23 protein-coding genes are annotated in these 22,845 nt (G+C 72.4%); 12 read left to right on the top strand and 11 right to left on the bottom strand.

The features are described from left to right. Positions 1-60 precede the first annotated feature (60 nt). The 3 genes from SSP29_RS26695 to SSP29_RS26685 form a co-directional block, all read right to left on the bottom strand. Positions 61-930, bottom strand: coding sequence for a hypothetical protein (locus tag SSP29_RS26695; RefSeq protein ID WP_089103330.1), 870 nt, complete (start codon positions 928-930; stop codon positions 61-63). Positions 931-1,060: 130 nt separating this feature from the next. Then, positions 1,061-2,590, bottom strand: a complete 1,530-nt coding sequence (locus SSP29_RS26690) for a hypothetical protein (RefSeq protein ID WP_089103329.1) — start codon at positions 2,588-2,590, stop codon at positions 1,061-1,063. 176 nt (positions 2,591-2,766) lie between these two features. Beyond that, complete coding sequence (locus SSP29_RS26685) at positions 2,767-3,465, bottom strand: GntR family transcriptional regulator (RefSeq protein ID WP_089103328.1); 699 nt, start codon at positions 3,463-3,465, stop codon at positions 2,767-2,769. A 172-nt stretch (positions 3,466-3,637) separates the two neighbouring features. Here SSP29_RS26685 and SSP29_RS26680 point away from each other — a divergent pair, with 172 nt between their 5' ends. The 5 genes from SSP29_RS26680 (at position 3,638) to SSP29_RS26660 (ending at position 8,183) form a co-directional block, all read left to right on the top strand. Beyond that, on the top strand, positions 3,638-4,957 hold the full coding sequence (locus SSP29_RS26680) for an MFS transporter (protein WP_089103327.1): 1,320 nt from the start codon (positions 3,638-3,640) through the stop codon (positions 4,955-4,957). A 26-nt stretch (positions 4,958-4,983) separates the two neighbouring features. Beyond that, on the top strand, positions 4,984-5,802 hold the full coding sequence (locus tag SSP29_RS26675; RefSeq protein WP_089103382.1) for a putative hydro-lyase: 819 nt from the start codon (positions 4,984-4,986) through the stop codon (positions 5,800-5,802). Positions 5,803-5,821: 19 nt separating this feature from the next. Continuing rightward, positions 5,822-6,580 carry a LamB/YcsF family protein gene (locus tag SSP29_RS26670; protein ID WP_089103326.1) on the top strand — a complete coding sequence of 253 codons (759 nt, stop codon included), beginning with the start codon at positions 5,822-5,824 and terminating at the stop codon, positions 6,578-6,580. Positions 6,581-6,678: 98 nt separating this feature from the next. Further along, on the top strand, positions 6,679-7,296 hold the full coding sequence (locus tag SSP29_RS26665) for a 5-oxoprolinase subunit B family protein (protein ID WP_089103325.1): 618 nt from the start codon (positions 6,679-6,681) through the stop codon (positions 7,294-7,296). Beyond that, the gene (locus SSP29_RS26660) at positions 7,293-8,183 is read left to right on the top strand and encodes a 5-oxoprolinase subunit C family protein (RefSeq protein WP_089103324.1); all 891 of its coding nucleotides are present in this window, start codon (positions 7,293-7,295) and stop codon (positions 8,181-8,183) included. The genes SSP29_RS26665 and SSP29_RS26660 overlap by 4 nt, the downstream gene beginning before the upstream one ends. Before the next feature lie 31 nt (positions 8,184-8,214). On the opposite strand, the gene SSP29_RS26655 is transcribed toward SSP29_RS26660, so the two are convergent. From SSP29_RS26655 to SSP29_RS26645, 3 genes are read right to left on the bottom strand one after another with little or no spacing between them, the layout of a single operon-like run. After that, on the bottom strand, positions 8,215-9,066 hold the full coding sequence (locus tag SSP29_RS26655; protein WP_089103323.1) for an SGNH/GDSL hydrolase family protein: 852 nt from the start codon (positions 9,064-9,066) through the stop codon (positions 8,215-8,217). Continuing rightward, positions 9,063-10,268 carry a glycosyltransferase gene (locus tag SSP29_RS26650; RefSeq protein ID WP_089103322.1) on the bottom strand — a complete coding sequence of 402 codons (1,206 nt, stop codon included), beginning with the start codon at positions 10,266-10,268 and terminating at the stop codon, positions 9,063-9,065. Before SSP29_RS26650 ends, SSP29_RS26655 begins: the two co-directional genes overlap by 4 nt. Beyond that, positions 10,265-11,395 carry a glycosyltransferase family 4 protein gene (locus SSP29_RS26645; protein ID WP_089103321.1) on the bottom strand — a complete coding sequence of 377 codons (1,131 nt, stop codon included), beginning with the start codon at positions 11,393-11,395 and terminating at the stop codon, positions 10,265-10,267. The genes SSP29_RS26650 and SSP29_RS26645 overlap by 4 nt, the downstream gene beginning before the upstream one ends. Here SSP29_RS26645 and SSP29_RS58630 point away from each other — a divergent pair. Then, positions 11,297-11,515, top strand: coding sequence for a hypothetical protein (locus SSP29_RS58630; RefSeq protein ID WP_167449995.1), 219 nt, complete (start codon positions 11,297-11,299; stop codon positions 11,513-11,515). The two genes, SSP29_RS26645 and SSP29_RS58630, sit on opposite strands and share 99 nt — an antisense overlap. A 108-nt stretch (positions 11,516-11,623) precedes the next feature. On the opposite strand, the gene SSP29_RS26640 is transcribed toward SSP29_RS58630, so the two are convergent. Together SSP29_RS26640 and SSP29_RS26635 are read right to left on the bottom strand one after the other, a co-directional pair. After that, a complete protein-coding gene (locus SSP29_RS26640) occupies positions 11,624-13,042 on the bottom strand; it encodes a HEAT repeat domain-containing protein (RefSeq protein WP_089103320.1) in 1,419 nt (472 codons plus the stop codon). A gap of 301 nt (positions 13,043-13,343) precedes the next feature. Beyond that, positions 13,344-13,736 (bottom strand): ankyrin repeat domain-containing protein, encoded by a 393-nt coding sequence (locus tag SSP29_RS26635; RefSeq protein WP_089103319.1) that lies wholly within the window; start codon positions 13,734-13,736, stop codon positions 13,344-13,346. Between the two features lie 340 nt (positions 13,737-14,076). Between SSP29_RS26635 and SSP29_RS26630 the strand changes: the two genes are divergently transcribed. Further along, positions 14,077-14,271: a hypothetical protein gene (locus SSP29_RS26630; RefSeq protein WP_089103318.1), complete on the top strand. Its 195-nt coding sequence runs from the start codon at positions 14,077-14,079 to the stop codon at positions 14,269-14,271. Positions 14,272-14,308: 37 nt separating this feature from the next. Next, positions 14,309-15,865, top strand: a complete 1,557-nt coding sequence (locus SSP29_RS26625; protein WP_089103317.1) for a hypothetical protein — start codon at positions 14,309-14,311, stop codon at positions 15,863-15,865. 191 nt (positions 15,866-16,056) lie between these two features. On the opposite strand, the gene SSP29_RS26620 is transcribed toward SSP29_RS26625, so the two are convergent. Beyond that, positions 16,057-17,559, bottom strand: a complete 1,503-nt coding sequence (locus SSP29_RS26620) for an SCO1417 family PLP biosynthesis transcription factor (protein WP_089103316.1) — start codon at positions 17,557-17,559, stop codon at positions 16,057-16,059. A 101-nt stretch (positions 17,560-17,660) separates the two neighbouring features. Here SSP29_RS26620 and yczE point away from each other — a divergent pair, with 101 nt between their 5' ends. From yczE to SSP29_RS26600, 4 genes are all read left to right on the top strand, one after another. Continuing rightward, on the top strand, positions 17,661-18,314 hold the full coding sequence (gene yczE, locus SSP29_RS56405; protein WP_089103315.1) for a membrane protein YczE: 654 nt from the start codon (positions 17,661-17,663) through the stop codon (positions 18,312-18,314). Next, positions 18,311-19,078 carry a glycerophosphodiester phosphodiesterase family protein gene (locus SSP29_RS56400; protein WP_089103314.1) on the top strand — a complete coding sequence of 256 codons (768 nt, stop codon included), beginning with the start codon at positions 18,311-18,313 and terminating at the stop codon, positions 19,076-19,078. The genes yczE and SSP29_RS56400 overlap by 4 nt, the downstream gene beginning before the upstream one ends. Before the next feature lie 41 nt (positions 19,079-19,119). Then, positions 19,120-20,475: an MFS transporter gene (locus SSP29_RS26605; RefSeq protein WP_089103313.1), complete on the top strand. Its 1,356-nt coding sequence runs from the start codon at positions 19,120-19,122 to the stop codon at positions 20,473-20,475. Positions 20,476-20,764: 289 nt separating this feature from the next. Continuing rightward, positions 20,765-21,139 carry an RNA polymerase-binding protein RbpA gene (locus SSP29_RS26600; RefSeq protein WP_010046329.1) on the top strand — a complete coding sequence of 125 codons (375 nt, stop codon included), beginning with the start codon at positions 20,765-20,767 and terminating at the stop codon, positions 21,137-21,139. Positions 21,140-21,238: 99 nt separating this feature from the next. Here SSP29_RS26600 and fxsA read toward each other — a convergent pair whose 3' ends face one another. After that, complete coding sequence (gene fxsA, locus SSP29_RS26595) at positions 21,239-21,802, bottom strand: FxsA family membrane protein (RefSeq protein WP_089103312.1); 564 nt, start codon at positions 21,800-21,802, stop codon at positions 21,239-21,241. A gap of 78 nt (positions 21,803-21,880) precedes the next feature. Beyond that, positions 21,881-22,675 (bottom strand): polyprenol monophosphomannose synthase, encoded by a 795-nt coding sequence (locus SSP29_RS26590; RefSeq protein WP_089103311.1) that lies wholly within the window; start codon positions 22,673-22,675, stop codon positions 21,881-21,883. Between the last annotated feature and the right edge of the window lie 170 nt (positions 22,676-22,845).

Here is a 22,845-nt window from a genome sequence, read left to right as displayed (position 1 = left end):
GGACTCTCGTAAGACGTGGGAAAAGGGTGGTGACGGCTCGGACAGGGCTTCGGGAACGGCTCAGGAGTGGAAGGGCAGACCGGCGTCGGCGACCAGGTCCAGGTCCTCGGTGGCGTCGGCGGGCAGCAGGCTGGCCGTGCCGTCGGTGACCGGGACGACGCCGAGTTCCAGCAGCTCGGCCATGGCGGCGCTGCCGGCCATGTCCCGCACCTGGAGCTGGTAGCGGGCCGTCGTGCGGTAGGTGCCGCCCTGGTCGTCGCCGGTGCGCTGGAGGAACCCGGAGTCGGTGAGGAAGACGACCGCCTTGCCGATGATTCCGGTGGTGGAACCGGCCAGCCGACGGGCGTCCTTGGTGGCGCCGGTCGCGCTGCGTCTGGCCCAGATCCGCCAGGCGGCCTCCAGGCCGGGCGCGTCGGTGGCCGGGTCGGTGTTCTCCCCCAGCTCGTCGGCCCGCTCCTCCAGGCGGCGGCAGGCCTGCCGGACGAAGGCGTCGACGCCGTTGACCGTGATCCGCCCGATGTAGCCGTCGTCGGCCAGGTCCTCGGGGCGCGGGAACGCCAGCGCGGCGACGGCGAGATGGGCGAGCCCGTGCAGGAACCGGTCGCTGCCGTCCGCGGACGTACGGCGTGCGTAGTCGCCCATGCGAACAGCGAACACCGAGTCCTCGGCGGCGGTCACCGCCATCCCCGCACGCGGGGACACCTCCAGCACCACCAGCCCCAGCCCGGCGGCCACGGCATCGGCGAGCCGCGCGAACGGAGGGTCCTCCCGGTACCGCCGCAGCAGCTCGGTGTACTCCTGATCACGCGCGGGCTGCAGCTTGGGCTGCAACCCGAAGGCGACGAGCCGAGCCGCGTCAGCGGCATCGGCGGGCGTGACGGCAGCACTCGCCGACGCGACAGCCGCTTCAGCCTCGACGTACTCGCTCACAACAACTCCTCGATCTTGAAAACAGGGTTGCGCTGGTGCGCCCCTTTAGGGGCGCGGGGCTGTGTTGAATCTGCGGCTACCGCCGCGTGGGCGCGACCAGCCCCCACCGGCCGGCACCCGGCACACAACATCACGCGGCCTCGGTCCGATCCGCAGCCATCCCCACCGCATCCAGCAGAGCAGTCCCCACGATCAGATCGGCACCACCGAATCCGGGGTCGTCCAGCTCCGCGCCGTCGTCCACCGCGAACAGCAGCTTCCCCTCACCCTGCCGGTAGGCCGTGCCCACGGCCGGGCTGGCGGCGTGCACGGCCAGCAGCGCGACCAGGTAGGCCAGATCCTCGCCACCCGCACGTCGCGCCTCCGCCAGCAGCCCCGAGAGCCGACGCGGCGCGTCGGCCGGCAGGTCCAGCAAGCGCATGGCGTCCGCCAGCTGCTCCTCGCTGAACCGGCTGTCGTCCGGCGTGGCGATGAGGTCCGGCTCCGGCATCTCCGCGCCCAGGTGCTCCCGCTCGACCGGCGGCGTCAGCAGTATGTCGACGAGGTCGCCCACCCGCACCGACACCGGCGTCCGCAGCCCGGTCCCGTGCGCGAAGAACGCCCCCGTGACCCGGCTCGCCTGCTCCAGCGGCAACGGCAGCAGCGGCGCGAGGAGGTGCCCGTACAGGTCGGTCCCCGACGTCGTCATGGGTGTCGCGAACGCCTGCCGGTCCTGTTCCGCGCGGAACAGCGGCCCGGCTTCCAGCAGTCGCGACTGCAACTGGGTGTGCCGTCGGATGCAGTCCTTGACGATGTCGACGAGCTCGGCGGCGCGCCGCTTGTTCTCGGGCTCCTCGGTCTCGTCGCGGGCCTTGCGGATGTTGGTGAGGATCGCGTTCTCGTGCCGGTACCGGTCGGCGACGTGGTCGAGGGCCTCGGCGATCATGTCGGGGACGGCGTTGAGCCAGTCCACCGCGCGGACGTTGCGCCGGGTGGCCTCCAGGGCCCGGCGCAGGCTCTCCGAGTACTGCACGGTCCGGTAGCGGGCCTGCTCCGCGGCGAGCTGGGCGTCGGCGAGCCGCCCGCGGTTGATCAGCACCTCCAGCTTGACCTCGGCGGCGATCTGGGCGCTGGTGACGTCCGTGTCGAGGGCGCCGACGAGGACGTTGACCGCCTCGTCGGTGGTACGGAGGTAGACCGTGCCGCCCGGGCCCGGCACCTCTTCGATGAGCTTGAAGTCGTAGTCCCGGCGGACGTACGACCCGTCCGGCGCGAAGGTGCCGTACACCGCGCGGAAGCCGCGGTCGACGCTGCCGACGTTGATCAGGTTCTCCAGGACCCAGCGGGCCACGCGCTCGTGCTCGGCGACGGGGCGGTGCGGGGTCTGGGCGGAGATGCGCGGGATCAGCCGGGCGACGATCTGCTCGTGGTCGGCGCCAGTGTCGAAGTCCATGTTCAGGGTGACCAGGTCGATGGCGGAGAGGGCCACCTCGGCCATGCCGTACACCGAGTACTCGCCGGCCAGGTTCGCCTTGCGTGCGTCGAGGTCGTGCAGCGGCGCGGTGCACGCGAGCGCACGCAGCCGCCGCGCCAGCCCCTCGTCGGCGGCCGGGCCCGGTGCGGGGCGCGGCCCCGCGCTGAGCTGGGGCGGCACGCTGTCCGTCGATGCAGGCGAAGTCACGGTGCACAGACTAGGTCCTGGGTCTGACATCGGCCCAAACGACGCGGGTGGCTCCGCCGGTGGGGCCCGGTGAGTGGAGACCGGTTCTTCGGGTGCGGGTCAGTGGGGGCTTGTCGCGCAGTTCCCCGCGCCCCTTACGGGGCGCTTCAGGGCGGGGCGCTTCAGGGCGGGGCGCTTCACTGCGAGGGGTTGTCCACCCGGCGGCGGTAGACCTCCACCACCCGTTCCAGGGAGTCCGTGAGGTACGTCTCCAGCAGGCGCTCGGCGCCGCGCCGGTCGCCGCGCTCCAGCGACTGCAGGATCTCCCGGTTGCGGGCCAGGTACGGCTCGTGCAGGGCGTGGGGGTCGTCGACCACGTGGAACGCGAGGCGGAGTTCCGCGAAGACGCTGCGCATCAGTTCGTCGGTGCGCTCGCTGCCGGCCAGGGCGACCAGTTCCCGGTGGAAGTGGATATTGGCCGTACCCACTGCTTTCCAGTCATCCGCGGTGGCCGCCGACTGCCCCTCGGTGACCGCCGTCGACAGGCCCTCCAGGGCGTACGGCGGCTCGCCGAGACCGCGCACGACGGCGCACTCGACGAGGGCGCGGGTGCGGTAGATGTCCTCGACGTCCTCGACGGTCAGGACCCGGACGAAGACGCCCCGGTTGAGTTCGTGGACCAGCAGGCGTTCGTGGGTGAGCAGCCGGAACGCCTCGCGCAGGGTGTTGCGGGAGACGCCGAGCGCGCCCCCGATGCCGTCCTCGGACAGGCGGGTGCCTGGCGGGAAGTAACCGTCCGCGATACGGCTCCTGAGGATGTCGGAGATCCGTTCGGCGGTGCTGGTCCGCCCGAGGAGGGCGCGGTCGTCGGCCAGTCCCGTCAGCTGCTCTGCCATGCCCGGAATTCAACCGCAGACACAGGAACGAAACAACGTGGGTATTGAAGGATCGTTGAACGATCCTCTACGGTGCTCATCACGCTCACCCAGGCAAGACCCTCGGCAAGACCTCGGCACGGCCCCGCACCGCTCAGTCCCGCACCCTCCGTCCCTCTTCTGCGAGGTGCCCATGAGCACGACTCCTCCACCGCAGGCCCTGACCTCCGACGCGCACCCGGGCAGGGGTGAACGCACCGCCGAGGACGGCGCGTTCGGCTGGCTGCGCGCCCTCGGTCCGCGCGGCCGGCGCGCGTTCGTCGGTGCTTTCGGCGGATATGCCCTGGATTCGTACGACTACTTCACCCTGCCGCTGAGCATGGTCGCGCTCGCGGCGTACTTCGGTCTGGACAGCGGCCAGACCGGCCTGTTCACCACCGTCACCCTGGTGGTCTCCGCGGTGGGCGGCGCCGCCGCGGGCGTGTTCGCGGACCGGGTCGGCCGGGTCCGTGCCCTGATGATCACGGTGGTCACCTACGCGGTCTTCACGGTGGCCTGCGGCTTCGCGCCCAACTACGAGACCCTGCTGGCGTTCCGCGCCCTCCAGGGCCTCGGCTTCGGCGGCGAGTGGGCGGTCGGCGCGATCCTGGTCGCCGAGTACGCGAGCGCCCGGCACCGCGGCCGCACGCTGGGCGCGATCCAGAGTTCCTGGGCCGTCGGCTGGGCCCTCGCCGCGATCGTGTACACACTGGTCTTCTCGTTCGTCGGCGACGACATGGCCTGGCGGGTGATGTTCTGGACCGGCGCGCTGCCCGCGCTCCTCGTGGTGTGGGTGCGGCGCCGGGTGCACGACGCCCCACAGGCGGTCGCGGCACGCGAACAGAGCCCGCAGCGCGGCTCGTTCGCCGCGATCTTCCGGCCGGGCACGGCCGGTGCACCCGGGCTGCTGCGCACCACGGTCTTCGCGGGCCTGCTGTCCACGGGTGTCCAGGGCGGCTACTACACGCTGGCCACCTGGATCCCCACGTATCTCAAGACGGAGCGCGGTCTGTCGGTCGTCGGCACCGGCGGCTATCTGACCTTCCTGATCTCGGGAGCGTTCCTCGGCTATCTCACCGGCGGCTACCTCACCGACCGGCTGGGCCGGCGCCGCAACATCTGGCTGTTCGCGGTGCTGTCGGCGGTCTGCGTGCTGGCGTACGCGAACATCCCCGGCGGCGCCAACACGCTGCTCCTGGTGCTCGGTTTCCCGCTCGGGTTCTGCATGTCGGCGATCTTCAGCGGCTTCGGTTCGTACCTGAGCGAGCTGTACCCGACGGCGGTGCGCGGCACCGGGCAGGGCTTCACGTACAACACGGGCCGCGCGGTGGGCGCGGTCTTCCCGACCCTGGTGGGCTTCCTGGCCGACAGCTGGGGCGTGGGCGGCGCGCTGGTCTTCGGCGCGGCCGGCTACGCACTCGCGGCCCTGGCCCTGTTCGGACTGCCGGAGACGCGCGGGAAGGAACTGGCGTGAACCATTCGGAAGATCACGTTCTCACCCTGGCCACGGAAGACCGTCCCGTCACGCTCGTCGACGAGCACGCGCACGCGTGGAGCCCGAGAAGTGCCAGGGCCCGCTTCCGGAAGGGCCTCACGGGCCCCACGGCCGGGGTCGCCGCCGGTCATACGCAGGCCAACCTGATCTCGGTGCCCGCCGACTGGGCGTACGACATGCTGCTGTTCTGCCAGCGCAATCCGAAGCCCTGTCCGGTGCTCGACGTCACCGACGCCGGTGCGACCGGCACCGAACTCGCCGAGGGCGCGGACCTGCGTACCGACCTGCCGCGCTACCGGGTGTGGCGGGACGGGGAACTGGTGGACGAGCCGACGGACGTGCGCGCGTACTGGCGGGACGATCTGGTGTCGTTCCTGCTCGGGTGCAGCTTCACGTTCGAGTGGGCGCTGGCCGCGGCCGGGGTGCCGATACGCCATGTCGAGCAGGGCCGGAACGTGCCCATGTACGTGACCAGCCGGCCGTGCCGTCCGGCGGGACGGCTGCGGGGGCCGCTGGTGGTGTCCATGCGCCCGGTGCCGCCGCAGCATCTGTCGACCGCGATCCGGGAGAGCAGTCTGCTCCCGGCGGTGCACGGCGGCCCCGTACACTGCGGCGATCCCTCGGCGCTCGGCATCGACGACCTCGGCCGGCCCGACTTCGGCGACCCGGTGGACGCCGACCCGGACGACATCCCGGTGTTCTGGGCGTGCGGGGTGACCCCGCAGGCGGCGGTGACGGCCTCCCGGCCGCCGTTCGCCATCACGCACGCACCGGGCCAGATGTTCATCACCGACGCCCGCGACGAGCAGTACCGCGTGGCCTGACAGGAGAGACAGCGCATCCATGACCTCGATCGACCTGAACGCCGATCTCGGCGAGGGCTTCGGCCGCTGGCGGCTCACCGACGACGAGCAGCTGTTGTCCGTCGTGACCAGCGCCAATGTGGCCTGCGGCTTCCATGCGGGGGACGCGGTCACCATGCGGCGGGTGTGCGAGCTGGCGGCCGGGCGCGGGGTGACGATCGGCGCCCAGGTGTCCTACCGGGACCTGGCCGGGTTCGGGCGGCGCGCGATGGACGTGCCGCCCGCCGAGCTGGCGGCCGAGGTGGCCTACCAGATCGGCGCCCTTGAGGTCTTCGCCCGTGCGGCCGGCGCGCGGGTGGCGTACGTGAAGCCGCACGGCGCGCTCTACAACCGGGTCGTGCACGACGAGGAGCAGGCCGCCGCGGTGGTCGACGGCGTGCTCCTCGCGGACGCCTCACTGCCCGTCCTGGGGCTGCCGGGTTCCCGGGTGCTGGCGCTGGCGGAGCAGGCGGGGCTGCCGGCCGTGACGGAGGCGTTCGCGGACCGGGCCTACACCGACCAGGGGACGCTGGTCCCGCGCGGGCACGAGGGCGCGGTGGTGAGCGACCCGGAGGCGGTCGTGGAGCGCTCGGTGGAACTGGCGCGCTCCGGCGTGGTCACCTCGCACTCCGGCGCGCGCATCTCCGTGCACGCCCGCTCACTCTGTCTGCACGGCGACACCCCGGGCGCCGTGGAGCTGGCGCGCAGGGTGCGCACGCGGCTCGCGGCGGCGGGCGTGACCGTGGCGGCCTTCGCATGAGGACGAGCGTGAGGACAGGTGTGACGACGAGCGTGACGACGAGCGGGAGGACGGGTGTGAGCACGAGTGTGAGCACGAGCCCGCAGGCAGCCGCGCCCATGACGGTCCACCTGGTCGGCGACGACGCCCTCCTGGTCGAGGTCGGCTCCGGCGCGGAGGCCCAGGCCCTGCACGCCGAGTTGCTGCGCCGTCGCGCGGAGGGCTCACTGTCGGTCCGCGAGATCGTGCCGGCCGCCCGCACGGTCCTGCTCGACGGCCTCGACGACCCGGCCCGGCGGGCCACCGAACTGACCGCCGCCGTGGTCCCGCCCACTCCCCCACGCGCGCGTGCGGCGATCGAGCTGCCCGTGCGCTACGACGGCCCGGACCTCGCCGACGTCGCCGCCCACTGGCGGGTGCCCGAGCGGGAGGCGGCCCGCATCCACGCGGAGACCGAGTTCACGGTCGCCTTCTGCGGCTTCGCGCCCGGTTTCGGCTACCTCACCGGGCTCCCGGAGCGCTACGACGTGCCGCGCCGGGCCACCCCGCGTACCGCGGTGCCCGCGGGCGCGGTGGCGCTGGCCGGGCCGTACACCGGTGTGTACCCGCGGTCGTCACCGGGTGGCTGGCAGCTGATCGGGACGACGGACGCGGTGCTGTGGGACCACGCGCGCGTGCCGGCCGCGCTGCTGGCGCCGGGGACGCGCGTGCGGTTCGTGCCGGTGAGGGACGCATGACCGACCGAGCGCTCGTCGTCGTACGGGCCGGTGCGCTGACCACCGTGCAGGACCGGGGACGGCCCGGGTACGCGCATCTGGGGGTGCCCCGCTCCGGGGCGCTGGACGGGCCCGCCGCGGCGCTCGTGAACCGGCTGGTCGGCAACGCACCGGACGCGGCCGTTCTGGAGACGACACTCAACGGGTGCGCCGTGCGGCCGCGTTCGACCGTCGTGGCGGCGGTCGGCGGTGCGCCGTGCCCCGTCACGGTGGGCGGGCGTCCGGCGGCCTGGGGCGCGCCCGTCGTGGTTCCCGCCGGGGAACTGCTGGAGGTGGGAGCGGCCCGGTCCGGCGTACGGGGTTATGTGGCCGTCTCCGGCGGGATCGCCGTCGAGCCGGTGCTGGGCAGCCGGGCCACGGATCTGCTCTCCGGGCTCGGTCCCGCTCCGCTGGCGGACGGCGACGTGCTGCCGCTGGGCACGCCAGTGGGCCCGCACGCGCGCGTGGACGTCGTACCGCAGCCCTCCCCGCCGGCGGAACTCGTGCTGCGGGTGACCCTCGGCCCGCGGGCCGGCTGGTTCACGCCCGCGGCCGTGCGGGCGTTCACCTCGCGCGCGTACCGCGTGTCGTCGGCGAGCAACCGCATCGGGCTGCGCACGGAGGGGCCCGCCCTGGAGCGGGCCCGTCCCGGTGAACTCCCCAGCGAGGGCATGGTCCTCGGCGCCGTGCAGGTTCCGCCGGACGGTCGTCCGGTGGTGTTCCTGGCCGACCATCCGACCACCGGCGGCTATCCGGTGATCGCGGTGGTCCGCGCCGCCGACCTCCCGGCGGCGGCCCAGGCGGTCCCAGGTATCCCGGTCCGCTTCGTGGCCGTACGGCGTCGCATAACCGCCGTACGCCTCAGCTGAACCGCCGCAGCGGCCTCGTCACGTGGCCTCGTCACGCGGCGTCGGCGGGCCGCTCCGGCGGCTGGAGGGCTGCCAGCGCGGCGGAGACGGCGGCGGACGCGCTCAGGTCCAGGCGTGCGCTGGTGCCCCTGCGGCGGTGCCGCATCTCGTCGACGGCCAACCGCAGCAGCTGGGGCAGCAGGTCCCGGCAGCGCCTGATCACCCAGGCGGTGCCGGCCGTGGCGAGCCAGAGGAGGCTCGCCTTCTTCGTCGGCGGCGGGAACTCGGGCTCGGGGGACGGCGCCGTCCCCGTCGCCATGCCCAGCGGGGCGAGCAGGGCGTGGAAGCGGGCGGCGAGCTGCCGGTGCCCGCGCTCGCCCGGGTGCAGCCGGTCCGCGCTCCACATCTCGCGGTCGGTGAGCCAGGCGCCCTCCGCCGCGTGCAGATGGACGGCCCCGTACCGCTCGGACAGGGCGTGCACCACCGCGTTGACCGCACGCCCCCGGCGGGCCAGCGGGCGGGACAGGGCGCCCGGCAGTCCCCACATCGAACCGGGGTCGGGCAGGCACGCCGTGAGCAGGGTCGCGCCCTGCGCGGTCAGGTCCGCGTAGACCTTGTCGAGCCGTTCGGCCACCGCATGGATGTCGAAGGTGCAGCGCAGGGTGTCGTTGACGCCTATGACGACGGCGACGATGTCGGGGCGCAGTTCCAGTGCGGCCGGGGTCTGGCGTTCCAGCACGTCCCGGGTCTGCGCCCCGCTGACCGCGAGGTTGGTGAACTCCACCTCCTTCGCGGCGAGTCCGCCGGCCAGCAGCGCGGCCCAGCCGCGCCACCCGTCGCCGGCGGGGTCGCCCACGCCCTCGGTCAGCGAGTCCCCGAGCGCCACGAAACGAACCGCTCTCATGCCACGCCCTCCGGCACGACACGACGGACCGGTGCCGTCGTTCCGTTCTCGTCGCGACGGAACAGCACCGGCGCGTCGTGCGCGGCGAGGAACGCCTCCACGGCCGTTCCCCAGCCGAAGCACTCGGCACGCGCGCGTGCCGTTTCCCTGCGCTCGGCGCCGGGCCGCTCCAGGAGCATCTCCACGGCGTCGGCGAACGCCTCCCCGCGGTCGGCCGCGGTGGCCCCCGCGGACCCGATCACCTCGGGCAGCGCGGAGGAGGCGCTGGCGACCACGGGCGTCCCGCAGGCCATGGCCTCCAGGGCGGCGAGCCCGAAGGTCTCCGCCGGTCCGGGCGCCAGGGCGACGTCGGCGGACGCCTGCAGCGCCCCCAGGGTGTCCCGGTCGGAGACGTGCCCCAGGAAGGTCACCGGCAGCCGGCGCTCGCGCGCCCGCTGTTCCAGACGCGCCCGTAGCGGCCCGTCGCCGGCGACGACCAGGATCACCCGGCGCCCGCGCCGTACCAGCGCCTCCACGGCGTCGATGGCGGTGCCGGGCCGCTTCTCCACGGACAGCCGCGAGCACATGACGAGCAGTGCCTCGTCCTCGCGCGCGTATCTGGCCCGCAGGTCGAGGTCGCGCAGCGAGGGGTGGCGGCCCGTCAGGTCCACGCCCAGGGGGGCGCGTACGACGTTGCGCGCACCGATGCGGATGAACTCGCGCTCGGCGAACTCGGTGGTGCACACCACGCGCGCGTACGTGTGCGCCGTACGGATGTTGAGCGCGTCGGCGGTGCGCCGGGACATGTTCTCGGACATGCCCCAGGTGCGCAGGACTCCGTCGGCGGTCTCGTGGGAGACCATCACCGCGGGTATCCGGGCGCGCCGGGCCCAGCGGCCGGTCCAGCGCAGGGTGGTGCGGTCGGACACCTCCAGGCGGTCCGGGGCGAGGTGCTCCAGGAGGCTCTGCACCCGCTTCTTGTCGACGAGGACGCGGTAGCCGCCGGTGCCGGGCAGCAGCGGGCCGGGCAGCGTGATGACCCGGCCCTGCTCCTCGTCCCGGTCCGAGTAGCGCTCGCCCGGCACGATCAGGACCGATTCGTGCCCGGCCGCCACGAAGCCCTTGCCGAGCTCGCGCAGGGCGGTGCGCAGACCGCCCGAGGCGGGGGCGACGAAGTTGGCCAGCCGGACGATGCGCAGGGGGCCCGAGGAGGTGCCGCTCATGCCGCCACCACCGGCCGGCGCGCCGCGAGCACGTCCTCGTAGTGGCCGATCAGCTGGTCGCCGACCGCCGCCCAGGTGCGGCCCTCGACCGTGGCCCGCGCGGCGAGGCCGAACGCGGCCCGCATCCCGGCGTCGGCGACGAGGGAGGCCACGGCCTCTCGTACGGCACCGGCGTCGCGCGGCGGGACCAGGAACCCGGTGCGGCCGTGGTCGACCAGGTCGATCGGGCCGCCGGCGGCGGGCGCGACGACCGGGACGCCGCTGGCCATGGCCTCCTGGACGGTCTGGCAGAACGTCTCGAAGGGACCGGTGTGCGCGAAGACGTCGAACGAGGCGAAGATCCGGGCCAGGTCGTCGCCGGTGCGGCGGCCGAGGAAGACCGCGCCGGGCAGCGCCTCGGTGAGGTGGGCCTGGGCGGGTCCGTCGCCCACGATCACGACCTTCACGCCCTCCAGGCCGCAGACCCCGGCGAGGAGTTCGACCTGCTTCTCGGGTGCCAGGCGGCCGACGTAGCCGACGATGATCTCGCCGTTCGGGGCGATCTCGCGGCGCAGGGCCTCGTCGCGGAACTCGGGACGGAAGCGGACGGTGTCCACGCCGCGCTGCCAGAGCTGGATCCGGGGCACCCCGTGCGCCTCCAGGTCACTGATCGAGGCGGTGGACGGGGCGAGGGTGCGGTCGGCGGCGCCGTGCACGGACCGGATCCGCCGCCAGGCGGCCGCCTCGCCGGCGCCCACGTAGGTACGGGCGTATCCGGCCAGGTCGGTCTGGTAGACGGCGACGGCCGGGATGCCGAGCCGCGCGGCGGCGGCCATGCCGCGGACGCCGAGGATGAAGGGGCTGGCCAGGTGCACCACGTCGGGGCGGTGCTCGATCAACGCGGCGGCGAGCTTGCGGCTGGGGAGAGCCACGCGGACCTGGGGATAGCCCGGGAGCGGAAGGGAGGGGACATGGACGACAGGGCAGGGCGCGGCGGCCGCGGCGAGCCTGTTTCCGGGGGCGGGAGCCGGTGCGACGACGAGGGGAGCGTGACCGCGATCGACGAGGTGTCGGGCGGTCTGGAGCGCGCAGTGGGCCACGCCGTTCACATCGGGGGGAAAGGATTCGGTCACGATGACGACACGCATACCCGTGTTGTCGCCGCGCTGGACGTGGCCGCGTCAAAGTGGATCTTTCCGATTGTTAAACGTCCCATGAGCGTTGGCCTGCACACCCGAGCAGGCCAGCCGGCGTCCATACCCGGCTGACTCGCCGGTCACCGGATGTTCACCCGGCGGGCGGTCTTCCGCGGATGGAACGTGTGCGGGATCCCCCGTGGTTCCCGTGGTGAAGCAGTTGCGCGGTGCAGTGATATGTCACATTGCGGCCGTGTCCGGTCCGATACGGCTGCGTACGGCCGTCTGGACCTCCGCCTCCTCGGCGGGATCGGCGGCGAGCCGGCGGAGCTGTTCGACGACCCGGGCGTCACCGGTCTCGGCGTGCCGGGCGGCGAGTTCGCGGGTGGTCTCCTCGCAGTCCCACAGGCATTCGACGGCGAAGCCGGTGGCGAAGGAGGGATCGGTGGCGGCCAGGGCGCGGGCGGCGCGGCCACGGAGGTGGGACGAGGCGGTCTCGCGGTAGACGTGCCGCAGGACGGGCGCGGCGCAGACGATGCCGAGGCGTCCGGTGCCGTCGACGAGGGTCCACAGCGTCGGAGCGTCCGGGCCTTCGCCGCGTACGGCCTCCCGCAACGCGGCGAGGACCAGCTCGCTGTCCTTGGTGCCGCCCCGGCAGGCCAGCATCCGGCCGGCCGCGGCCCCGAGGGCGTCGGGCCGGCGGGCCCAGCCCCGGGCGCGCTCGACGGCGGCGATACTGCGCATGCGTTCGAAGGCGTCGACGGCGGCCTCCACGACGGTCGCCGTGCCGTCGGCCACCGCGACCTCGATCAGGTTCAGCGCGTCGGGGTCGTTGCTGTCGGCGAGGTAGCGCAGGGCGGTACAGCGTGCTCCGTCGATGCCGTCCTTGGCGGCCTGGAGGATCTCCGGCCGGTCCTCGGGCCCGGCGACGGCGACCAGGCAGCGGGCGGCCGGCACATGGAGGGCGGCGCCGCGCTCCATGCCCTGCTGGGCCCATTCGAAGACGGCCCGCACGCTCCACCCCGGTCGGGGCCCGGTAGGTCGCATCTGGCGCTGCCAGCGGTCGAAACAGCCGGTTTCCTGCGCGGCACGCACGCGCGTGCCGATCCATTCGCGGGGATCCTCGGCCCATAGCCGCCAGGGCCGTGGCTCGAAGGCGTCCCGTACGGCGGCGGCCAGCTCGGCCTCGCCCTCGGCGTCCGTGGTGAAGCGCGCGAGCACCGGGGCGGCGACTGCGCGCAGGCCCGCGTCGTCGTCACGCAGCGCCAGCTCGTCCAGGGCCCAGGCCCAGTTCGAGCCGGTCGCGGCGTACCTGCGCAGCAGTTCGAGCGCGTCCTGCCTGCCGTAGGAGGCGAGGTGCCCGAGCACGGCCAGCGCGAGGCCGGTGCGGGACTCCTCGGTGTCCAGGACGTCCTCGGTGTCGAAGAGGTGCGCTTCGATGGCGTCCAGCTCGCCGTGCAGGTCGACGTAGAGCCGGGCGTAGTACAGGGAGCGGTTCTCCACCTGCCAGTCGTGGCGGGGGTCGCGGAGCACACAGTGGTTCAGCGCCGCGAGCGCTTCGGCGCGCGGGGCGGTGAGCGCGTGCAGCGTGCCGTCGCCGCGGCCCCGCTGAAGCAGGCCGAGCAGCGTACCGCTGGGCGCTATGACCGGATCGAACATGGGAAACAGCCTCACATCAAGCGTCGACGCAACCGGAGAACACGCACTACCTGGCCGCGTGACACAACGTCGGAGCGCCCGCCGTCTCTTGCTTGCTGTAGACCATTTCTCTCTGCCTCTCGTCAGTGGCCCATGCGGGCCGCATCACGGCCCGCGCGGTGCGGCAACACCTGCCCAGCCATCGCGTCCGTGAATCACGACGTCATGATGACTCGGCACTTCGACCTGCCGCGACCGAAATTTCGGCGGCCCTGTACCGCCTCCCCCGTTTTGTGTGTTTTAGCTGGTCAGAACAGATGGGTCAGGAGGTACCGAACAGTTCCAGAACCTCCGTCTTGCCGAACATCCGCGCGGTGTCGACGGCCGACGGAGTGCCCGCCGCCGGGTCGGCGCCGGCTTCCACCAGCGCCTTGATCACTTCCGTCTCACCCTTGAAGACCGCTCCGGCGAGGGGGGTCTGACCTCGGTCGTTGACCCGGTCCGCCTCGGCGCCCCGGGCGAGCAGCTCGCGCACCTCGTCGGCGTGCCCGTGATAGGCGGCGAGCATCACGAGGGAGTCCCCGCGGTCGTTGGTGAGGTTGGCCGGAACGCCCGCGTCGAGGTACGCCACGAGCGCCTCGGTCCGCCCCTGCCGGGCCAGATCGAAGATCTTGGTCGCCAGCTCCACGACCTCGGGGTCGGGGGCTTCGCTCATCGGCCGGACCGCCTCTCCTGTGCGCTGCGGGGACTTGCGTGGACTGAGGGAGCGTACGGCAACGGACGGGCCGTGGGGCCGTACGAGTGAATCGCCAGCGTACTGGCCCAGGGTGAACATGACCGGATCTGCCCGAGGTAAAGATCACCCCAGCCCCGCCGAACGATCACATTCCCGCACCGGAAGGCGGCCGGTCCGGTCGCCGCAGGCCAGGAATAATCCACCAATTGGGTGAAATTCCCAAAATTTCACCCAATTGCACCTTTAATCGTATGGATACCTGCTGTGATCCTGGAAGAACTCATGGTGACTGTCCCCCTTCGACACCAGGAGATCTCAAATGATCCTCTCCATCTCAGGCGTCATCGTGCTCGGCATCGTCGTCTTCCTCTTCTTCCGCAAGGACGGACTGAAGCCGTCGCACGCCACGGCCTCGGCGCTCTTCGGCTTCTATCTCGCCAGCACGGCCATCGCACCGAGCATCAAGGCAGGCGGCGAGAGCCTCGCGAGCCTGCTCGGCGGCATCAAGTTCTGACGCTCCTCAAGCCCGTACGCACCATCAGGAGACAGCAGTGGTCCGGCGCCCCCTCCCCCGCATTCTGAGCAACGGCACCGCGCAGCTCGCCCGAAGCCGGGAGCTGGCCCGGACGGCTGCCGACAACGCCACCGACGTCCTCCATCCGCTCATCACCGTGACCCGCGGGCTGAGTCGGCTGGCCTCGGCCGGGCGGCACAGGTGGGCGCAGACACCGAAGGACAAGCGTGGGCCACTGCTGTTCCTGGTGGCCTCGGTCGTCCTGGTCGTGGCGCTGGTGCCGTACGGACCGCTGCTCGCCGTCATCACCCTGATGGCGGCGAGCGCCTGGCACGGCCGTGACCACGCCCCGCCCCCGCCGGAGGGCCCCGACGAGTCGCAGACCCAGCGGCTCCAGTCCCTGTACGAGGCCCTGGTGCCGTACTTCTCGGCCGCCGAGGACCCGGCGCCGCTGTACGCACACGGCGGGGAGTGGGAGAAGGCCTTCCTCGCCCACGAGTTCGACGACGCGGGCCGCCTCGGCCAGCTCCTGATCCGCTACCCCGCGTACTTCCCGGACGGCGAGCCCGAGGCCCGCACGCGGATCGAGCACCTGCTCACCGCGAAGTCCGGGCGGGGCCGCGAGTACCACTTCGCGTGGGACGAGGAGGGCAACCGGCTCACGGTCACCGTCCTCGCCCCGCTGCCCACCGACATCGCCGCCCAGCGGTTCGTCACCGCGCCGGGCGAGACGGTCCTCGGGTTCACCGACCCCAGCGAGGTCCAGCGCACGCTCCCGCTCGCGTACGGCGACGAGCAGCGTGACGTACCGCCGGTGGTCTGGCGCACCGGCGCCCGCTCCACCGAGCCGCACCTGCTGGTCATGGGCCGCCCCGGCAGCGGCACCTCGACCCTGCTGCGCTCCGTCGCCCTGCAGGCCCTCCAGTACGGCGACGTCCTCATCGTCGAGGGCGGCGGCACCGGCGAGTACCTGTGCCTCAACGGCCGGGACGGGGTCCTCGCCGTGGAGTGCGGGCTCGCCGGGGCGCTGGCCAGCCTGGAATGGGCCGCGAACGAGACGGAACGGCGGCTCATCGCGCTCAACCGCGCGCGCCAGGCGGGCCATCCGCCGCCGGACGACTGCCGGCGGCCCCTGTGGATCCTCCTCGACCGCCCGAGCGCCTTCGTCCATCTGGCCTCGGCGGACGGCCACAAGGACCCGCAGGCCCTCCTCCAGGTCCCCCTCCGGCACGGCCGCGCGGCGAACGTCACCGTGGTGGTCGCCGAACAGCTCGACAGCGCGGACGTGTTGAGCGAGGCGGTACAACAGCACACGCGCGCGCGTGTCGTACTGGGACCGGCGCTGCCGGACGAGCTGGCGGCGGCGCTGGGGGCGCCGCCGCACACGACGCCGTTGGCTCAGGTGCCGCCGGGGCGGGGGTATGCGCGGCTGGGGCACGGGCCGGTGCTGCGGCTCCAGGTGCCGGCGACGCCGGATCCGTACGACGACGCGACGAGCGAGGTGGACCGGGAGGCGGTGCTGGCTTTGTTGCCGCCGAGGAGTGAGGCGGTGGAGCAGGCGGGGGTGCCTATGGAGGCTGAGGTGGGGGGGTAGGGACGCTTACCGGCGCTTGCAGGGTGCCGCCCGCGCCCACCCGTGCCGCCCCAGCGGCACGACTGCCCGCGGCTGAGAAGGGTCGCGAGCGCCCGCGGCTGGGAAGAGGCGGCGGCTGTAGCGCCCCTTCAGGGGCGCGGGGAACTGCGCGACCAGCCCCCACTCACCCGCAGCCGGACCGCTACCGGCCGCTACGCCACAAAAGTCCGCGGTGCCTCGCCGTTCCCCCCACTCGCCCCCGCCTCCACCAACCGCGCCGCCGCAGCCAGCCGCGTCGCCGCCTCCTCCGCCACCGCTCCTCCGACGGTGAACGGAAGGCGCACATAGCCCTCGAAGGCCCCGTCGACCCCGAACCGCGGACCGGACGGGACGCGTACCCCCACCCGCTCCCCCGCCTCCGCCAGCCGCGAGCCGGACAGACCCCCGGCACGGACCCACAGGGTCAGCCCGCCCTTGGGCACCTCGAACTCCCACTCCGGCAGCTCCCGCCGTACCGCCGTCACCAGCGCCTCCCGGTTCTCCCGGGCCTGGGTCCGGCGCAGCTCGACGGCCTGGGCCCAGCCCCCCGTGCTGAACAGCCAGTTCACCGCCAGCTGCTCCAGCACCGGCGTGCCCAGGTCGGCGTAGGCCCGCGCGGCGACCAGGCTGCGGATCACGTCGGGAGCCGCCCGGACCCAGCCGATGCGCATGCCCGCCCAGAACGCCTTGCTGGCCGAGCCGACGGTGATGACGGTGGAGCCCGCCGGGTCGAAGCCGCACACCGGGCGGGGCATCTCCACGTCGTCGTCCAGCCACAGCTCGGTCATCGTCTCGTCGGCGACCAGCACCGTGCCCGCCGAGCGGGCCGCGTCCACCAGCCGGCGCCGCTGGTCGTCGTCGGCGAGCGCCCCGGTGGGGTTGTGGAAGTCGGCGACCACGTACGCGATGCGGGGCGCCGCATCCCGCAGGACCTGGCGCCAGCGGTCCACGTCCCAGCCGCCCAGCCCCTCGGCCATCGCCACCGGCACCAGGCGGGCGCCCGCCTCCCGCATCAGCTGGAGGATGTTGGCGTACGACGGCGACTCGACGGCGATGCGTTCGCCGCGGCCGCCGAAGAGGTGGCAGATCGCGTCGATCGCGCCCATCGCCCCGGTCGTGACCATGATCTGCTCGGGCATGGTGGGGATCCCGCGCGCCGTGTAGCGCTCGGCGATCATCGAGCGGAGGACAGGGAGTCCGGCCGGGTAGTCGCCGTGGGTGTGGGCGTACGGCGGGAGTTCCTCCAGGGCACCCTGGACCGCGCGGGTCAGCCACGGCTCGGGGGCCGGCAGTGCGGCGCAGCCCAGGTCGATCACCGAGCCGAGCGCCTCGGGGGGCAGGGGTTCCAGGCCACGGGCCGGCAGCGGGTTGCCCGCCGGGACCGCGGTCCAGCTTCCGGCGCCCCGGCGGGACTCCAGGAAGCCCTCCGCGCGCAGCGCCTCGTAGGCCGCCGCCACCGTCGTACGGCTGACGGACAGGGCGAGGGCCAGTTCGCGTTCGGCGGGCAGCCGGGCGGCGACCGGGACCCGGCCCTCCAGGACCAGCAGCCGGATACCGTCGGCGAGGGCGCGGTAGGCGGGCGGACGCCGGGTGCCGGGGCCGGCCGGGCGGTCCTGCTGCGAGTTGAGCAGCCGGGCGAGCTGTGCGGCCCCCACTGCCGAGGTCCACTGCGCCATGCGAATCAGTCCACCTTCCCCGAATTGGCCATGGATGGCTTTCCCTTCCGAGCCACAGAGTGACACGGGTCAGTCCACCTTTACCACCAGGGGGGTATCCCTTGTCCACGCAAGGCCGTCTCGGGCGACGGTTGGTCCAGCTCTATGCGGGGCTCACGCTGTACGGCGTGAGTTCCGCGCTTCTGGTCGAGGCGGGCCTCGGCCTTGAGCCCTGGGGCGTGCTGCACCAGGGGCTCGCCGGGCACACCGGGCTCAGCATCGGCACGGTGTCGATCATCGTGGGGGCGGCCGTGCTGCTCCTGTGGATCCCGCTGCGCCAGCGGCCGGGCCTCGGCACGGTCTCCAACGTCTTCGTCATCGGCCTCGCCATGAACGCCGCACTCGCCGTCGTCCCCGAGGTGCACGGGTTCGCGGTGCGGATTCCGCTGATGCTGGCCGGCATCGTGCTCAACGGGGCGGCGACCGGGCTGTACATCGCGGCGAGCTTCGGGCCCGGTCCCCGGGACGGCCTGATGACGGGGCTGCACCGGCGTACCGGCCGTTCGATCCGGCTCATCCGCACGGCGATCGAGGTCGCGGTGGTCGTCACCGGGTTCGCGCTCGGCGGGACCCTCGGCACCGGCACCCTGCTCTACGCCGTGTCCATCGGCCCGCTCGCACAGCTGTTCCTGAAGGTGTTCGCCGTCCCGGCGGCATCCGGCCGCAGCACGGTCGTTGCCAAGGGGTCATCGGAGCAGGCCATACTGCGTTCGTGAGCACGCTGATACGCCACCCGTACCTGGATCACCCCGGCCCCATCGCCTTCGCCCATCGAGGCGGAGCCGCGGACGGCCTGGAGAACACCGTGGCGCAGTTCCGGCGGGCGGTCGAGCTCGGCTACCGGTACATCGAGACGGATGTGCACGCCACGGCGGACGGCAGGCTCGTCGCCTTCCACGACGACACCCTGGACCGGGTCACCGACGGGGCCGGCCGGATCGCCGACCTGCCCTGGGAGGACGTACGGCACGCGCGCGTGGCCGGCCGCGAGCCGCTCCCCCTCTTCGAGGAGCTGCTGGAGGAGTTCCCGGACGTCCGCTGGAACGTGGACGCGAAGGCGGAACCGGCCCTGCGGCCGCTCCTCGACCTGATCGAGAAGACGGACTCCTACGACCGGGTGTGCGTCGGGTCGTTCTCGGAGGCGCGGGTGCTGCGGGCGCAGCGGCTGGCGGGGCCGCGCCTCGCCACCTCGTTCGGCACGCGCGGTGTGGTCGGGCTGCGGCTGCGCTCCTGGGGACTGCCCGCCGCGGTACGCCGGTCGGCGGTCGCGGCACAGGTGCCCGAGTCCCAGTCGGGCGTCCCGGTGGTCGACCGGCGGTTCGTGCGCGCCGCCCACGCGCTCGGGCTGCACGTCCACGTGTGGACCATCAACGAACCCGAGCGGATGCACCGGCTCCTGGACCTGGGAGTCGATGGCATCATGACCGATCACATCGACACGTTGCGTGAGGTCATGCAGAAGCGCGGCGTCTGGTTCTGAGGCGCGCGGGCGGTACTGCTGCGGGAGAGGCAAGGGCGCGGGTGGGCACCGAAACCGTGCGGACGGAGGTCTTCGACGAGGCCACCGAACTGCGGCACGAACAGCGCGGCTGGTACTTCTACGACTGGGCGTGCTCGGTCTACTCGACGAGCGTTCTCACCGTGTTCCTCGGCCCGTACCTCACGTCGGTCGCCGACCACGCGGCGGACGCCGACGGCTATGTGCACCCCCTCGGCATACCGGTCCGGGCCGGCTCCTTCTTCGCCTACTCGGTCTCCCTGTCGGTGATCCTCGCGGTCGTGCTCATGCCCCTGGTGGGCAGCGCGGCCGACCGTACCGGTCGCAAGAAGCAGCTGCTCGGCGCGGCCGCGTACACCGGGGCCGCGGCGACGACGGGCATGTTCTTCCTGGACGGCGACCGCTATCTGCTCGGCGGGCTGCTGCTGATCGTCGCGAACGCCGCCCAGTCCGTCGCCCTGATGCTCTACAACTCCTACCTCCCCCAGATCGCCCCTCCCGAGGAACGCGACACCATCTCCTCCCGGGGCTGGGCCTTCGGCTACGCGTCCGGCTCACTGGTACTGATCGTCAACCTGGTCCTCTACTCCGCACACGACTCCTTCGGCCTCTCCGAGACGGAGGCGGTCCGCATCTGCCTGGCCGGGGCGGGCCTGTGGTGGGGCGCCTTCACCCTCGTACCGCTGCGCCGGCTGCGCGACCGGGGCGGCCGGGCCGGCCAGGAGGCCGGTGCCACGGCGCCGGGGCTGCGGCAACTCGCGGCGACCGCCAGGGACATGCGCCGCCATCCGCTGACGCTCTCCTTCCTGCTGGCGTACCTCATCTACAACGACGGCATCCAGACCGTGATCTCCCAGGCGTCCGTCTACGGCTCCGAGGAACTCGGGCTGGGCCAGTCGACGCTCATCGTCGCGGTCCTGCTGGTGCAGGTGCTGGCCGTGGCGGGGGCCCTGACGATGGGACGGCTGGCCAGGACGTACGGGGCGAAACGCACGATCCTCGGATCACTGGTGGCCTGGACGGTGACGCTGGCGGCCGGGTACTTCCTGCCGGCCGGGGCACCGGTGTGGTTCTTCGTCCTCGCGGGCGGCATCGGCCTCGTTCTCGGCGGCAGCCAGGCCCTGTCCCGCTCGCTGTTCTCGCATCTCGTACCGCCCGGAAAAGAAGCCGAGTACTTCGCGGCGTACGAGATGAGCGATCGGGGGATGAGCTGGCTGGGACCGTTGTTGTTCGGGATCACCTACCAGCTGACCGGGAGCTACCGCTCGGCGATCATCTCGCTGGTGGCCTTCTTCGTCATCGGGTTCGCGCTGCTCGCGCGGGTGCCGGTGCGACGGGCGATCAGCGAGGCCGGCAATCCGGTCCCGCAGAAGGTCTAGAAGGTCCGGCGGAAAGATCCAGCAGAAGATTTAGCGTTCAACGCGGAAGGGCGGTAGTGTACGCGTTTGGCCTGCCAGGCGTACCGTTACTGCGCGTCAAAGATGCCGAAACGCTGGGTGACATCTGCTAGCAGATGTGACAAACCGGGCGCCGGTGGGTACAACAAGGGGCGGCTACGACGGCGACGCATGACCCGGAACGGGAATCTTTACCGCCGACCGGACGTTGACCGGATGACGACGACAGCGACACCTGTCCTGTGGGCGACAAGCCCGGGAGGCACGATTCATGAGTGAGCGAGCTCTTCGCGGTACGCGCCTCGTGGTGACCAGCTACGAGACGGACCGCGGTATCGACCTGGCCCCGCGCCAGGCCGTGGAGTACGCATGCGAGAAGGGGCACCGCTTCGAGATGCCCTTCTCGGTCGAGGCGGAGATCCCGCCGGAGTGGGAGTGCAAGGTCTGCGGGGCCCAGGCACTTCTGGTAGACGGCGACGGCCCTGAAGAGAAGAAGGCCAAGCCCGCGCGTACTCACTGGGACATGCTGATGGAGCGGCGCACCCGTGAGGAACTCGAAGAGGTCCTTGAGGAGCGTCTGGCGGTTCTGCGTTCCGGGGCGATGAACATCGCGATTCATCCCAGGGACAGCCGCAAGTCCGCATAGTTCCGTGTAGTTCCGTGTAGACGGAAGCCGACACAACAACCGAGGGCGCCGTACGTTCTGTGAACGTACGGCGCCCTCGGTTGTCCCCTGCGGGGATCATCAGCGCGTCAGCGGCGGCCGCTCTCCCATCGACTCGTCCCCCGGCCCGGGGCCGTCGTTGCGGATCACCTCGCCCTGGACCACCTTTCCGTCCGGGCGGTGCATGCGGGCCTGCTGGAAGGCGTTGCCCAGGGTGCCGGGGGCGGCGGCGCGGAGCCGGCGGTCGAGGGTGCGTTCCGCGAGGCGGGAGACCGCCTTCTGGACCGGCGGCAGCAGGAGCAGCAGGCCGAGGGCGTCGGAGACCAGGCCGGGGATCATGAGGAGCAGGCCGCCCAGCATCATCAGGCCGTTGCCACCGCCGCGCTCCGGGGAGCCGCCGCGCTGGATCGCCTCGTTGAGGCTCTGGAAGGCACGCCGGCCGGCGCGCTTGATGACCACGGCGCCGGCCACGAAACCGGCCACCAACAGCAGGAACACGGTCATGCCGCCCGCCGCGCCCGCGACCACCGTCAGCAGCCAGATCTCCAGCACCAGCCACACCGCGACACCCAGCGGCAGGTATCTGCCGAGCCGGGAGCGCCGGGGCCGGTCGGTGTACGGAGGGGTCTGCGCGCCAGTCGTCATACACCCAGTGTGCCTGGGCCCGGCTCAGTGCGGCATAAGGGGATGATCAACCGGAACTGTGAGGTTCCCGGGAGTCCGCTAGGAGGGCCTGCCCTTGCCGGTCATCTTGCCCACCCGGTCGGTGACGCCCCACGAGGTGACCCGCCACAGCGCCTCGACGAGGATGTCCCGGCTCATCTTGGAGTCGCCGAACTCCCGCTCGACGAAGGTGATGGGCACCTCGACGACCTGGAAGCCGGCCTTGATCGCGCGGCGGGCCAGGTCGACCTGGAAGCAGTAGCCCTGCGAGGCGACCTCGTCCAGCCCCAGGCCCTCCAGGGTCTCGCGGCGGAAGGCGCGGTAGCCGCCGGTGATGTCCCGGAGCGGGAGATCGAGCGCGAGGCGGGAGTACAGGGAACCGCCCCGGGAGATGAACTCACGGGACTTCGGCCAGTTGACGACCCGGCCGCCGGGCACCCAGCGGGAGCCGAGCACCAGGTCGGCGCCCTTCAGCGCGGTCAGCAGCCGGGGCAGCTCCTCCGGCTGGTGGGAGCCGTCGGCGTCCATCTCGACGAGCACGCCGTAACCGTTGTCCATGCCCCAGTGGAAGCCCGCGAGGTAGGCGGCGCCGAGGCCTTCCTTGCCCTTGCGGTGCAGCACCTGGACGTGGTCGTCCTCGGCCCCCAGTTCGTCGGCGAGCTTGCCCGTGCCGTCGGGGCTGTTGTCGTCGGCCACCAGCACGTGCGCCTCGGGGACGGCCTGTCGCACCCGGCCGACGATGGACTTGATGTTCTCCGCCTCGTTGTACGTGGGAATGATCACCAAGGCCGTGCCGAGCGGGCCGAACCGCCTCCCCTGGGCCTGTGCCGCGAGGGTCCCGTCGCCGTCGTTCACTGCTGCCCCTTCATGTCGTACGCAGGGGACCACCATAGTGGCCGCGGCCTGCGCTGACGCGACAGCTCGTTCGTATGGTGGTGTCGATTCCGCAAGAACGGGGTAAGGATGCCCGTTTCGGGTGGCCGTCATCCGCGCTTTCGCCACCGTGTTCCCCCGCGGAGCCACTT

Origin of the sequence: Streptomyces hyaluromycini, from assembly GCF_002217755.1 — a bacterium.
Taxonomy (GTDB): domain Bacteria; phylum Actinomycetota; class Actinomycetes; order Streptomycetales; family Streptomycetaceae; genus Streptomyces; species Streptomyces hyaluromycini.
The sequence above is the reverse complement of the archived record's forward strand: the minus strand, read 5'-3'. Positions and strand labels throughout refer to the sequence as shown.